The 13,291-nt window shown below is 55.5% G+C and carries 16 protein-coding genes; 10 read left to right on the top strand and 6 right to left on the bottom strand.

The annotated features are described in order from the left end of the window. Positions 1–83 precede the first annotated feature (83 nt). Entirely contained in the window at positions 84–1,598 is a 1,515-nt protein-coding gene (locus tag ABVS15_RS09900; RefSeq protein WP_369283570.1) for a diguanylate cyclase, read from the bottom strand. Between the two features lie 220 nt (positions 1,599–1,818). Beyond that, positions 1,819–2,736 carry a LysR family transcriptional regulator gene (locus ABVS15_RS09895; protein WP_369283569.1) on the bottom strand — a complete coding sequence of 306 codons (918 nt, stop codon included), beginning with the start codon at positions 2,734–2,736 and terminating at the stop codon, positions 1,819–1,821. A 356-nt stretch (positions 2,737–3,092) separates the two neighbouring features. Between ABVS15_RS09895 and ABVS15_RS09890 the strand changes: the two genes are divergently transcribed. From ABVS15_RS09890 to ABVS15_RS09850, 9 genes are all read left to right on the top strand, one after another. Beyond that, the gene (locus tag ABVS15_RS09890; RefSeq protein WP_369283568.1) at positions 3,093–3,785 is read left to right on the top strand and encodes a F0F1 ATP synthase subunit A; all 693 of its coding nucleotides are present in this window, start codon (positions 3,093–3,095) and stop codon (positions 3,783–3,785) included. 42 nt (positions 3,786–3,827) lie between these two features. Then, the gene (gene atpE / locus ABVS15_RS09885; protein WP_369283567.1) at positions 3,828–4,043 is read left to right on the top strand and encodes an ATP synthase F0 subunit C; all 216 of its coding nucleotides are present in this window, start codon (positions 3,828–3,830) and stop codon (positions 4,041–4,043) included. A gap of 12 nt (positions 4,044–4,055) precedes the next feature. After that, on the top strand, positions 4,056–4,544 hold the full coding sequence (gene atpF, locus ABVS15_RS09880; RefSeq protein WP_369283566.1) for a F0F1 ATP synthase subunit B: 489 nt from the start codon (positions 4,056–4,058) through the stop codon (positions 4,542–4,544). After that, positions 4,541–5,065 (top strand): ATP synthase F1 subunit delta, encoded by a 525-nt coding sequence (gene atpH, locus ABVS15_RS09875; protein WP_369283565.1) that lies wholly within the window; start codon positions 4,541–4,543, stop codon positions 5,063–5,065. The genes atpF and atpH overlap by 4 nt, the downstream gene beginning before the upstream one ends. After that, entirely contained in the window at positions 5,062–6,594 is a 1,533-nt protein-coding gene (gene atpA / locus ABVS15_RS09870; RefSeq protein WP_369283564.1) for a F0F1 ATP synthase subunit alpha, read from the top strand. Before atpH ends, atpA begins: the two co-directional genes overlap by 4 nt. 6 nt (positions 6,595–6,600) lie before the next feature. Beyond that, positions 6,601–7,482: an ATP synthase F1 subunit gamma gene (gene atpG, locus ABVS15_RS09865; protein WP_369283563.1), complete on the top strand. Its 882-nt coding sequence runs from the start codon at positions 6,601–6,603 to the stop codon at positions 7,480–7,482. A gap of 40 nt (positions 7,483–7,522) precedes the next feature. Continuing rightward, the gene (atpD, locus tag ABVS15_RS09860) at positions 7,523–8,923 is read left to right on the top strand and encodes a F0F1 ATP synthase subunit beta (protein WP_369283562.1); all 1,401 of its coding nucleotides are present in this window, start codon (positions 7,523–7,525) and stop codon (positions 8,921–8,923) included. Positions 8,924–8,959: 36 nt separating this feature from the next. Then, the gene (gene atpC / locus ABVS15_RS09855; protein ID WP_369283561.1) at positions 8,960–9,364 is read left to right on the top strand and encodes an ATP synthase F1 subunit epsilon; all 405 of its coding nucleotides are present in this window, start codon (positions 8,960–8,962) and stop codon (positions 9,362–9,364) included. A 209-nt stretch (positions 9,365–9,573) separates the two neighbouring features. Further along, positions 9,574–9,714, top strand: coding sequence for an LDCC motif putative metal-binding protein (locus ABVS15_RS09850; RefSeq protein WP_369283560.1), 141 nt, complete (start codon positions 9,574–9,576; stop codon positions 9,712–9,714). 318 nt (positions 9,715–10,032) lie between these two features. Here the strand turns inward: ABVS15_RS09850 and ABVS15_RS09845 are convergent, their stop codons facing one another. The 4 genes from ABVS15_RS09845 to ABVS15_RS09830 form a co-directional block, all read right to left on the bottom strand. Continuing rightward, positions 10,033–10,368, bottom strand: coding sequence for a GHKL domain-containing protein (locus ABVS15_RS09845; RefSeq protein WP_369283559.1), 336 nt, complete (start codon positions 10,366–10,368; stop codon positions 10,033–10,035). A gap of 348 nt (positions 10,369–10,716) precedes the next feature. Then, positions 10,717–11,112, bottom strand: coding sequence for a hypothetical protein (locus ABVS15_RS09840; RefSeq protein WP_369283558.1), 396 nt, complete (start codon positions 11,110–11,112; stop codon positions 10,717–10,719). Between the two features lie 19 nt (positions 11,113–11,131). Then, positions 11,132–11,647 (bottom strand): Ig domain-containing protein, encoded by a 516-nt coding sequence (locus ABVS15_RS09835; protein WP_369283557.1) that lies wholly within the window; start codon positions 11,645–11,647, stop codon positions 11,132–11,134. Continuing rightward, positions 11,644–12,456, bottom strand: coding sequence for a hypothetical protein (locus ABVS15_RS09830; RefSeq protein ID WP_369283556.1), 813 nt, complete (start codon positions 12,454–12,456; stop codon positions 11,644–11,646). The genes ABVS15_RS09835 and ABVS15_RS09830 overlap by 4 nt, the downstream gene beginning before the upstream one ends. A 135-nt stretch (positions 12,457–12,591) precedes the next feature. Here ABVS15_RS09830 and ABVS15_RS09825 point away from each other — a divergent pair, with 135 nt between their 5' ends. Beyond that, positions 12,592–13,209: a hypothetical protein gene (locus ABVS15_RS09825; protein ID WP_369283555.1), complete on the top strand. Its 618-nt coding sequence runs from the start codon at positions 12,592–12,594 to the stop codon at positions 13,207–13,209. Positions 13,210–13,291: the final 82 nt, after the last annotated feature.

Below are 13,291 nucleotides of genomic sequence, written 5' to 3'. Positions count from 1 at the left end.
AAGCCGGCGTGTATTCATGGGCTTTCGCACTACGGAAAGACAAAAGACCCGACATCCGGAAAGTTCCGGGCAAAAGGCGGAGCTTATACTGCATGTTCGTCACCGCCGTACAGGCTGGTGCGGTTACGGCCTCCGGTTTTGGAGAGATACATGGCCGCGTCCGCCTGGTTCAGCAGTTCCTCCAGCGTTTGCCTGCAGTCGGCGGGACAGTGGGCCACACCGATGCTGATGGTCACGCGGAGAATTTTGTCCTGAAAAGCAATCTTCATCTCCTCAATGGTTCGACGAAGTTTTTCCGCCGTCTCCACCGCCTGTTGAGAGGACAGGTCTTCCAGCAGCACCGCAAATTCCTCGCCCCCGTAGCGCCCCACCAGATCGTTTTTGCGAAAATGCGTTCGTGCGGCCTGCGCAACAGACTTCAGCACCGCGTCGCCGCAGAGGTGGCCATAGGTGTCGTTTACCTGCTTGAAATGATCCACGTCAATCATCAAAAGCGCCAGCGCCCGCTGTCCCCCATCCCTTGCCAGCGTCTGTCTGGCAAGGTTAAAAAACGTGCCCCGGTTGTATACCCCGGTCAGCGCGTCCATGGTGGCCTGACGGTGCAGGTCCTCCAGCAGGCGGCTCTCCACCGTTACGTCCCGGAAAACAATGCAGATTCCGCTGTTTTTCGTGCCCTGAAGGATGGGATTCGCGGTGACTTTATAGCGCCGGGCCTCCCCGCCTTTCCAGATCAGCGTCTCGCCCTGATGCTTAAAGCCCTGCACGTCCTCGAGAGACTCGCCGGGCACCATGCGGGAGAGCTGCGGAAACAGCTGCCTTGCCGATTGGTTCGCGTCCAGAAAGTGAAAGTCGGCATCGCACACGATAAAGGCATCCTCCAGTCCGTCAATCACCTGCGCCCGGGCCAGCGGAAGCACATTCAGCAAATTCTGCGTCAGAGCGGAATAGAGAAACACCGCCAGGGCGGAGACATAGGCAATGGGCGTAAAGTCATAGCTTTGGCTGCCGCCAATAAACACAAAGGAAAAGTTGGACGCCAGTGGAGCCAGCCAGCCCAGCAAGAGAATAAAGCTTTGCCGCCGCTGGGCCTTGCTACCGGTTCGGATGTGACTGAGGATAAGGGAAAGGCCCAGAACAATGCAGATGTAATTCAAGAGTACCCCGAGAAGATAGGCAATCCCGTCGGTATGCTGAATGCTGGCAATCTGCCCGCTGGTGCTGTACCAGATATCGCCGTAATGCAGCCTCACCAAGGGAAACAACTGCAAGGACACCATGGACACAGCGGGAATTGCGAAAATCAGGGCGTGCCGCCGCGCGGAGAACCGCTTCTTTCCGTATAAGTCTCTGAAAAACAGATAGGCCAGCGGCACCAGCAGCGGCGCGCCCAGATACTGAACCCGAACTCCGTAAAAGGCGGTTTCCAGCGTAGGGGCGGTCATTTCCAGCAGGTTGCCGAAGGAAAAAAAGAGATTGGCCACAGAAAGAAGAATCAGGTAAAGAGATTTTTCAACGGTGTGGTTGGCAATGGTAAATATCGTCATCAAAACGGCGAGTACCACAGACAGGGCCACCGCCAGAATGAATATGCTTGGCATGGGACGATCCTCCTCGTATCGCTTCGCGTTGCGGCGCGGGCCTTCCACGCGGCAATTGCGTTGCGTGCGGCTGCTGCATGAAACTGCCGCAGTGAGAATCTATACTATCATATTTGTCGTCATTTTTCTATGGGACGCAGAAAAGGGACATGTTTTACTGAAATTCTTTCGATATATTAACAGTTTGGCGGCAGTTACCCTGTTAAACAGCCGTTAAAAATCATTCTGGCGTCCGCAGAATTTCCTCCAGCTTTTTCGCGGCCAGACTCAGCGGCTGGCGCGAGTCCTTAATCAGGCAGATAAACCGTTCCGGAATGGTTTCCAGCAGGGAAATCCGATAAACTTCACAGCGCGAAAGCGCGTCCGCCGCAATCTCCTCCGGCAGAAACCCAAGACCCATGTTGCCTTTTATCATGGGGAGGAGCTGCACCGTATTGGCGGCCTCGATTTCCGGATGGAGCGCAAGGCCGTGCCTTTGAAAAAAGCGGCTGTAAAACTCAAAGGTTTTTGTTTCCACAGCCATGCTGACCATGGGAAAGTCTGCCAGCTCCTTCAAACTCATCTGTTTTTCCGACAGATATGCAAACTTTGAACCACCCACCAGAATTTCGCGGAACGGCTTGAGCGGAATCTCTGTCAGGTGCTTCCTCGCGCCCGTGGGCGTGGTAACCACCGCCAGGTCCAGAATGCCGTCCTCCAACGACTTTACGGCCTGAGGGGTGGAATAATTTGAGATGTGAATGTGAAAGCCGGGGTAGGCCTGATGAAAGTGACTGAGCTTGGAAAGAAGCACGCTTTGCAGGGCTGTTTCGTTGGCCCCGATAGACACGGTCCCGTTTTGCATGCCTGTATAGCTGGCCAGCTCTGCCTCACCCAGTTGCAGCTGCTCATAGGCTAGAGACACATGAGAAAACAGCTTTTCTCCCTCTGTGGTGAGCACGATACCTCTGTTCGATCGGATCATCAGCCGGCAGCCCAGCTCCTCCTCCAGATTGTTCATATAGCGTGAAATATTAGGCTGGCTGCTCATGAGGACTTTAGCGGCCTGCGTAAAATTTTTATATTTTGCAACAAAATAAAAAATCCGGTAATACTCATAGTTGACTGAGATAATAACTCCTCCTCTGCGCGGCGCCAAGGTGGGTGCGCCGACCGTTTCACTATAATAATTTGTTATAGTGAAAATTGCAAATATACATTTTACATTTTTCAACAAGTTCATTATAATGTAGCAACCCAATGAAAACAACAGCACGCCCGTTAAGAAAATGCCGCCGTGGTGCGAGGGCGGGATCACCTGGCTGCCGGGGGTGTCGGACCGGTCGATGGGGCCCGCGCCTGTGGCCGGAAAATTGAAGGTGTGAGATCGTGCTGTCCGCCGTTTGCCGGATACTGTCCGACAGGCGGCGAACCTGCTTTTCTGTCTGCGAATCTGTGCTCGCTGCGATTCGCGGAGCGAAGGCGGGATTGACTGGGTCAGGAGGTGATAATAGTATGTCAAATATTCAGGAGACAATGATGTCCGGGATAAAAAATCAGACTGCGTTTACCATTCCGGTTCTGGGAGGAATCCCGGTTTCGGAGGCGGTTTTAACCAGTTGGATTTTGATGGTCTTGGTGATGATTCTGGTTTTGCTGCTGACACGGAAGTTAAAACCAGATCGACCGGGGCGCGTTCAGGCGTTTTTGGAGATGTGCGTCGGCTCTCTCAACGGGTTTGCGCAGGACAGCATCGGGCCTCGCTGGCGGGCGTTTGCGCCGTGGCTGGGAACGGTTGCCGTGTACATCGCGGTGGCGAACCTCAGTGGACTGCTGGGTCTGGTACCGCCAACCAAGGATATCAGCGTTACGGCCGGTCTGGCACTGACCAGCGTATGTCTGATTTACGGCAGCTCGTTTCGTTTTCTGGGTCTGCGGGGCGGCCTGCGCAAGTTTGCCGAACCCATGCCCCTGCTGATTCCCATCAACGTTATGGAGATTATCATTCGGCCGCTGTCGCTTTGTATGCGGCTGTTTGGAAATGTGCTGGGCTCGTTCGTAATCATGGAGCTTATTAAGGCGCTGGTTCCGGTGGGTGTTCCGGTGGTGTTCAGTCTCTATTTCGATATCTTTGACGGATTGATTCAAACCATCGTCTTTGTGTTTTTGACAGCGCTGTTTACGGGAGAAACCATTCAAGAAGAGTAACCATATCGCATTGATTTATTTATTATTAAGGGGGAACTAATTATGTCCGTCGCAATTGGTGCAGGTATCGCAGTTTTGACAGGAATCGGGGCCGGTGTTGGAATCGGCATTGCCACCGGCAAGGCCACCGAGGCCATTGCCCGCCAGCCGGAGGCGGCAGGCCAAATCCGCAGCAGCCTGCTGCTGGGCTGCGCACTGGCCGAGGCTACTGCCATTTATGGCTTTGTCATTGGCCTTGTCGTAATTTTCATGGGATAAGGGGCGATTTTTGTGCTCAATTTCAGTCCCTACACAATTTTATTTACGGTCATCAACCTTCTGGTGCTTTGGCTGTTTCTCAAGCATTTCCTGTTTGAGAAGGTGACGGCTATTTTGGATCACCGGGCGCAGGCCATTCAAAAGGACCGGGAGGACGCCGCGGGCGAAAAGCTGCTGGCCGGACAGCTCCATGACCAGTATGAACGGCAGCTGGCCCAGACCCGCCAGGAGAGCGAAACGCTTCTTGCGCATTCCAGGGCGCAGGCTCAAAAAGAATATGAGGCAACGCTGGACAGCGCCCGGACCGACGCGCAAAAGCTGATGGAGACGACCCGCCTCCAGTTGCAGACCGAGCGGGAAAACATGCTGCGCGGTGTACGCAAGGAGGTTGCCCAGCTTGCGCTTTTGGCGGCGGCCAAGGTGGCGCAGAGCGAGCTGGATCGGAAAAACGATCTGGCAATGGTGGACTCCTTTTTGTACGAGTCGGGTGATCTGTCATGAGAGAGCTTGCCCGCCGCTATGCCGCGGCCTGCTTTGACTTGGGGATGGACAGGGCGCGCTTTGCCCGCGCCGTCCGCCTGATTGAGGATACTCCGCCGCTGCGCCGCGTACTGGAGGACCCCACCGTTGACCGCGTGGAGAAAGAACGGGTGCTGGGGCGTTTGGACGTTGTGAAGGAAGATCCTCAGCTTTTGAATTTTTACAGGCTGCTGGCGCGCAAAAACCGGATGGCGCTGCTTCCCGAGATTGCCGAGGCGTTTCACGCACTGGAGCTGGAGGGACGCAATACGGCGGTGTGCCGGATGCGCTGTGTCCACATTCCGGACGAGGCACAGCTGGACGGACTTCGGAAACGGCTGTGCGCCCTGCATCACAGAGACGCGGTGGAACTGGAAATCGAGACGGATCCCGGTCTTTTGGGCGGGTTCGTTCTGGAGATTGACGGATTCACCTATGATTACAGTGTCCACGGTCGGCTCCGGGATATGAAGCGACAGCTGCAAGAGAGGCGAATGATATGAAAAACGAAGCGGATGAGATTGTCTCCGTCCTGCGGGAGGAAATTTCAAATTACGATAACAGGGCCCTGCGCAGCGAAACCGGCACGGTTTTAAACGTCGGCGACGGCATTGCCACAGTTTACGGACTGGACAACGCGGTATACGGCGAGCTGCTGGAGTTTGAAACCGGCGTGCGGGGCATGGTGATGAATCTGGAGCGGGACAGCGTTGGCTGCGTACTGCTGGGGCCTGAGGAAAATCTGGGTGAGGGCGCGACGGTTCGGCGCACCGGACGGACCACGGACGTGCCCGTGGGCGACGCGATGCTGGGCCGCGTGGTGGACGCGCTGGGCATGCCCATTGACGGCAGAGGCCCCGTGGAAACCACGGAAACCCGTCCCGTAGAGCACGAGGCCAGCGGCGTTGTAACCCGCGAAGAGGTCAATGTGCCCATGCAGACGGGCATTCTGGCCATTGACGCCATGGTCCCCATCGGCCGGGGCCAGCGGGAGCTGATTATCGGGGACCGCCAGACCGGAAAGACCGCCATCGCCGTGGACACGATCATCAACCAGAAGGGGCAGGACATGATCTGCATCTACGTGGCCATCGGACAAAAGGCGTCCAGCGTGGCCCAGGTGCGGGATACGCTGGAAAAGTACGGGGCAATGGACTATTCTATTATTATTTCCGCCACCGCCAGTGAACCAGCCCCGCTGCAATATATCGCTCCCTATACCGGCGCGGCCGTGGGTGAATATTTTATGAGCCGGGGCAAAGACGTGCTGATTGTCTACGACGATCTTTCCAAGCACGCCGTGGCTTACCGTACGCTGTCTCTGCTTTTAAAACGGTCCCCGGGACGGGAAGCCTATCCCGGCGATGTGTTTTACCTGCACTCCCGCCTGCTGGAGCGGGCCTGCCGGTTGACAAAGAAATACGGCGGCGGGTCCATGACGGCGCTGCCCATTATCGAGACGCAGGCGGGCGATGTGTCGGCCTATATTCCCACCAATGTTATTTCCATCACCGACGGGCAGATTTATCTGGAGACAAACCTGTTTTTCTCGGGGCAGAGGCCGGCTGTCAACGTGGGCCTGTCCGTGTCCCGCGTGGGTGGTTCGGCCCAGACCAAGGCAATCAAAAAGGCCGCAGGCACGCTGCGGATTGATCTGGCCCGCTTCCGGGAGCTGGAGGTATTCAACCAGTTTGCCTCCGATCTGGATGCATCCACCCAAAAGCTGCTTGACCACGGAAAAGAAATGATGGAGCTGCTCAAGCAGCCCCTTTATCATCCCATGCCGATGTACCGCCAGGCGGTGATTCTCTATACGGCCACAGGCGGGCTGCTGGACGATGTGCCGCAGAGCCGGGTTTCCGCGTTCGTCCGCGGCTTTGTAGACGAACTGGATTCTCTACATGCCGAGGTAACGGAGGAAATTCAAAAAACCGGCGTGATTTCGGATGCGGTCGCACAGACCATCCGCACCGAGCTTGCGAAGTATAAAGAGCGCACCGGGGCCGTGCCTGCGGAAAAAGAAGGGCGGTGATGCCCGATGGCAAGTATGCAGGAGATTCGTTCCCACATCCGCAGCGTGCAGGAAACCCGGAAAATTACCAACGCCATGTACCTGATTTCCTCCAACAATCTGAGAAAGGCACGCAAACAGCTGAACGACGTGAAGCCGTACTTTGACCGGATTGAAAGAACCATCACCGATATTCTTCACCGCTCCCCCGAGCTGACACATCCTTATCTGAATCCCATTTTTCGGGCGCAGCCTTCTCAGGGCGTGGTGGCATATGTCATCATTACCGGCGACAAGGGCATGGCGGGGGCGTATAACCACAATGTACTCAAGCTGGCGGAGGCGGCCATCGCCAAAACGCCGAACTGCCGGATATTTGTGGTGGGACAGGTGGGCCTGTCCTGGTTTCGGGAACGGAAGATTCCCGTACAGGAATTTCCGTTTTCCACGCAGAACCCCAATATGCACCGGGCGCGGGAAATGGGCACCTTTTTAGCACAGGAATACCGGCTGGGAAGGCTGGACGCGCTGTACGCCGTTTACACGGAGATGGTGACGTCCATGACGCTGGAGGCGCGGATGGTGCAGCTGCTTCCCCTGAGCCGGGATACCTTTCCCTGGGAGCCGGACGATCAGTCTAAATATGTGCATTCGGTGACTTACGTGCCGTCTGAGACGGTGGTGCTGACCACGCTGGTCCCACGCTATGTCAACGGGATGTTTTTTAGTCTGCTGGTGGAGTCTTTCTGCTCTGAGCAACAGGCGCGGATGACCGCCATGGACAACTCCACAAAAAACGCCGGGGATTTAATCCGGCAGCTGAATCTGCAATATAACCGCGCCCGGCAGGCCGCTATTACGCAGGAGATTACCGAGGTGGTGGGCGGCGCACAGGCCAGCGGCTCATGAGCGCGGACCGTTTCGTAACAAGTTCGGAAAGAGTGATTTTATGTCTGAAAACAAGGGAACCGTCGTTCAGGTTATGGGGCCCGTGGTGGATGTGGAGTTTCCCGCAGGGAAGCTTCCGTCCATCAAGGATGCCCTTGAAGTCCGCCTGAATGGCGAAAAGGCCGTGATGGAGGCGGCACAGCATATGGGCGGCAACACAGTCCGCTGCATTATGCTCTCCCCCTCGGAGGGGCTGGGCCGCGGCGCGGAGGTTGTCGCCGCCGGAGGTCCCATTTCTGTCCCCGTTGGGAAGGAGGTGCTGGGCCGGATGTTCAACGTGCTGGGCGATCCCATTGACGAGAAAGGGGATGTCAGCGCCTCTGAAAAATGGTCCATTCACCGCCAGCCCCCCAAATTCGAGGATCAAAGCCCCGTGGTTCACATACAGGAGACGGGTATCAAGGTGATTGACCTGCTGGCGCCTTATGCCAAGGGAGGAAAGATCGGCCTGTTTGGCGGCGCCGGCGTGGGAAAGACCGTGCTGATTCAAGAGCTGATTCACAATATCGCCACGGAGCACGGAGGCTATTCCGTGTTCACCGGCGTGGGTGAGCGGACCCGGGAGGGCAGCGATTTGTGGCACGAGATGGCAAATTCCGGGGTCCTGTCCAAGACGGCTCTGGTATTTGGGCAGATGAACGAGCCGCCCGGAGCCAGAATGCGCGTGGCCCTGACGGGGCTGACCATGGCGGAATATTTCCGCGACCACGAAAAGCAAAATGTGCTGCTGTTTATCGACAACATCTTCCGGTATATCCAGGCGGGCAGCGAGGTGTCCTCCCTTATGGGGCGGATGCCCTCCGCCGTGGGCTATCAGCCCACGCTTGCCAATGAAATGGGCATGCTGCAAGAGCGGATTACCTCCACGAAAGATGGAGCAATTACCTCCGTGCAGGCAGTCTATGTCCCCGCCGATGACCTGACGGACCCGGCCCCCGCCACCACATTTGCCCATCTGGACGCCACCACGGTGCTCTCCCGTAAAATCGTGGAAATGGGAATTTATCCTGCGGTGGACCCGCTGGAATCCACCTCCCGCATTCTGGAGCCCGACATTGTGGGCCAGCGCCATTACAATACCGCACGGGCGGTGCAGGAGCTTTTGCAGCGATACAGCGAGCTGCAGGACATCATTGCGATTCTCGGCATGGAGGAGCTGTCCGAGGCCGACCGGCTGACCGTAGAACGCGCCCGGAAGGTGCAGCAGTTTCTTTCCCAGCCGTTCTCGGTGGCCGAGAATTTCACCGGACTGAAGGGCCGCTATGTCAAGCTGGAGGATACGCTGTGCAGCTTCGAGTCCATTCTGGGCGGCGAGACGGATCGCTTTCCGGAGGCGGCGTTCAGCATGACGGGCACGGTCGACGAGGTAGCTGAGAAAGCGAAGGCACTGGGCGTTTCGTAAGCGGCAGGAGCGTTTGTGAGAAAGGGCGGATGATTCATGGCAAACACCTTTTATCTGGAGATCGTTACCGTTGACCGCCAGGTTTATACCGGGGAAGCACAGGCACTGATACTGCCCATTCAGGACGGACAATACGGCATCCTGCCGGGGCACGAGGCCACGGTGGTGGCCGTGGAGCCGGGCGAGGTACGCTATCAGGCGGAGAACATCTGGTATCCCGCCGTTGTGAGCGGCGGCTTCGCAGAGATTACGCCGGACTATGTCATAATGCTGGTAGCGTCTGCGGAGCATCCGGAGGAGATTGACTTCAAGCGGGCGGAGGAAGCCCGGCAGCGGGCCGAGGAACGCCTGCACCACAAGCAGAGTATCGCAGAGTATTATAATTCCAAGGCTGCTCTGGCCCGGGCAATGGCAAGACTGAAGACCCGGGGCCGCCGGTAAAAAAGCAATGCCTCAAAGCCCCCGGTATATCATACCGAGGGCTTTGAGACTGTTTTGACATAGGCGGGGCTCAATGCAAACAGGCGGCGGAAATTGAATTTTTATAATGAACGTTTATAGGAATGCGACGGAGAAGAAATTTCTACACAACTTCTACAAACTTGCATGCTACTGTTAGTGCATCAGATTTGATAAGGAGGAACGGATACATGAAGCTTTGGAAAAATTTAAAAAAGGCCTTTCAGAATTATCTGGACCGGATGGCAAAATCGAATCAGCAGCTATTTGGTAATTCAACACCCGATTGCTGCAAATTAAACCGTCAGAACAACAATCGCCATCACAATTGATTTTGCGCACGGCGGACTATTCGAGCACTTCCGGGTGTTCCGGTTCTTATATCGCTAAGCGCCTGACGGTTGTTTCGGGTGTTGATGCTTTGTGGGGACAGCCCCGTGCGCTATATCGCAGTACACAAAGTCACCGGGGCTGCAAGCCCTGCTGCGGCTGACGGGGTGTCCCCCTGTCGTATAAAAAAGGCATGCTTTCTTAAGGAATGCGCTTCATAGGAATATGATGTGAACCTCTATGGCAAACAAGTACAGAAAGCACAGCGCATACGAAAAAAGCAACCGCACAGGAGAGAATCCTGTGCGGTTGCTTTTTTACTACTTCTGTTCAACCCGCACATACACCGAAGCCTGAAACAAGCCGCGCTTTTTCTCAAATTGTGCGCTGCCGCCGTATTTTCTCGCCACGGCCGCTACGGAGGCAGTCCCGATGCCCTCGCCCTTCCGTTTGGAGGAGAGAAATACGCCGTCTTTTTGACGGAGATTCCCCTCAAAGCTGTTGTCCACCGCAAGGGTCAGGACGCCGTGCTGCAAATGGCTGCCCACCCGGACAAAGCGGGCGCCCCCGGTCATGCGGGCGCAGGCTTCGGCGGCGTTTACCGCATAATTTTCACACAGGGCAGGCTCTCTGCCGGAGGGAAGCTTTTCCGTCAATGCCGCCCCAGCTTCTCTCTGTCGTTCTGCTCATACAGCTCCCGGAGCACCGTTAATGCAGTGATAGTACAGAGGTTAATCTCCAATTGGATATGCTGACTACAAATATGCATGATTAAGAGTGCATCAGGTAATCTTGTGCAAGGACAATACTTTTTTATAGAGAATAAAACATTTCACGGCCTGGGGCAGAGTATGTTTTCTCTTGGAACGATGAACCGCATCATAGAAAAAGCACCAGCATGAATGGGTCTGGGCCAACGCACTGCATGACGCGAACTGTATCCGGCTTGTCATTGACAAGCCGGATACAGTTCTTCAGAAGCTGTGTTAAAACGGCTTTTTCGGTTAATGATTGCTCTTGCAGGCGGTCACCGTCACCAACAAATCGTTATAATCCTTATCGGTCCAGTCCTCCCCGGCAATGGAAATGGTGCGCAGAAGCAGATTCCCTTTCTCGTCCGCGATGTCCATGCTGTCCATTCGGATGTCGATCTGCTGGCTTTGGGGAATGTCCACAAACAGCTCAAGCGCCGATGCATGGGACTGAAAAAAAGCAGCCAGCGGCGGCAATGGATCTAAGCCCTGGCGGCTTCCGTCGAAATAGGCCGTGCCGCTCTTCGCGTCTCTAACAGTAAAGCCAATTTTAAAGCCAGCCATAGTGGTGGCCTGAAGAAAAACATAGTAGCCCTCTGGCACCGCCAGAGGAATCGATTTGCTTGCGGTCATTGTGTAACGGGTCATGCTGATACCTCCTCTTGTTTTATAAAATGCGGAGAAACACACACTTTTCCGCGCTGTGTCCCGCCGCGTCAACAACAGTGAACGTGATGGGGGCAAAGCCCCCTGAAACCTGTGGCGTTCCTGTGAGCCACGCGCCCGAGAGATGCAGCCCCGAGGGAAGGCTGTCGGCCATCCAGTGGTAGGGGTTTACGCCGCCCCCGGCCACCAGCCGCGCGGAATAAGCCTGTCCGGCCTGCCCGTCAGGCAGAGAGAGCGCTTTCAGGCTAAGCGCACCGTATATTCTCAGTGAGAGTACTGTCCGCGCCGTTTCCTCCGGATTTTCACAGGTGGCACAAACCTCAATGCTGCCCCGATAGCTGCGTATCGGCACGCCAGAAAGTACACCGTCTGCGCTGAGGGAAAGCCCCGGCGGTACGCTCTCCCCCTCCGCCGTCCAGACTACCGTTCGCAAAAGATAAACCTCAGCCTCCAGAGCCGCTCGGTAAGCGTCCCCCACAAAGCCCATGGGTAGGCAGCTGGTGACAATGGAGATCATTCCTCTGGCGCCAGCCCCCGTTGCTGGAGATAAGCCAGATAGCCATGGGGAAGTGGACGGCTCCCCTTAGACAGCTGTTCTATCCGAAGCGCATTTCCTCCGGCGATGGTAAAATAAAGCCGACAGTTAAGCTTGTCGTTTGAGGAGAAGCCCATGTCCCCAAAATTCAGCGCGTAGTTCCGGGTAATTCCGGCAACCAGCGCCTCGTTTTGCGGCTGAGGGCTAATGGTGTCCCGCCGCTCTGCCTCCACGCCGGAGTCAGCGGTAGCGGAAAAATAGGTCAGGTTTCCGATGACGGCGCTGTCGGTGGAGACGTGAAGTAGTCCGGAGGCTCGGTCAGCGGAGATGGTGACGCCGCCGATGGTCACCGGCGTACCGTTCAGCGGAAGACTGCGCAGGCTGAGTTTGACGGCGGTGTCCTCAATGCCGCCATTGGCAGCATCCTTGTCGGAGATGGGACCAATCAGCAATTCGGTGGACGGCGCCACAAATTTATCCAGAAGAAGACTCATGGGCCGGGATTTTTTGGCCGGAACCAGCATCTCAATGCCACCCTTCTCATCTACATTCGGCATAGCCAGAGAAATGGGCAGCGTGGTGGGGTTGGCCACATAGTTGTAATACTGTTCGGTGGCGCTGTCCTCGTTGCTGCTGTAAAACGTGGCGCCGCCCACCGACAAATCCGCATCGTAAATTTTAGTTACTCCGTTTTGTACGCAGATGCTGTTGCTGGAAAACGCACTGGAGAGACCCTGGCAGAGCTTTCCCACAAGGCAACCTCCAGTTAAAAGCGTGCTGATGATTCCCATGATACGGTCCCCTTTCTTTTTCAAATTGAACTGTACGATATGTATATTAAAATTATAGCAATTTCAAATTATATTTCAACATATTTACCAAAATTGTGCTATAATTTTTAAAAATCTTGGGAAAGGAGTATAGCTATGTCGATTTACACAGAATTTATGAACGATCCGTTTCACTGCGTGGCCGATTATGCCACCAACTTCTTCTATCTTCTCCCCGCGCACACGCCCCCGCCGGTAATCAATACCTTTTCTCTGGACGAGGAGATGTACACCTATAACCATCGAACGATTCAAAACATCTATTTCAGAGTGGCAGCCCCGGGCTCTACGCCTCTCCAGGCGCACTTCCTACCCTACCTGTCCACCGGAGTTGGCGTGGCGATGGTCACGTTTGACGCATCGGCGCCCGGTCACGATTTTCTGTTTACAGGAGGGTTGACTGGCTGCTCCGTGATCGTAACCCGCCCCGATCCGAAGGTGCCACTTTTAAACGTCTACCACCAGCCTCCTACCAATCCGTCGATTGCCAAAGGGCCTGTCTACAATGGTGAGACGGTGCTGGCGTGGTATCACCCGTCTGATTACCTTCTAAAAAGCGATCCTGTGGCCTGCGGCACTGCATTCCTTTACCGGAACACACTGGGAATCTGGTACATGGTTGGGCAAAGCCTCTGGATTGGTGAACCATATAAATCTTATGAACAGAGAGGTACGCCTTATATCCAGTGGATCTATGACCCCGCTGTGGGCTGATCGTGACATACACACCGGCGCGATTGTGCCGGGAACATTCCCTGCGGTTATGTCGACCGTTTTCGTGCATTAAAATACTTTT

Origin of the sequence: Oscillibacter sp. GMB15532, assembly GCF_041020825.1 — a bacterium.
GTDB lineage: Bacteria > Bacillota > Clostridia > Oscillospirales > Oscillospiraceae > Oscillibacter.
Note: the sequence above shows the minus strand (reverse complement) of the source record. Positions and strands in the feature narration are given on the sequence as shown.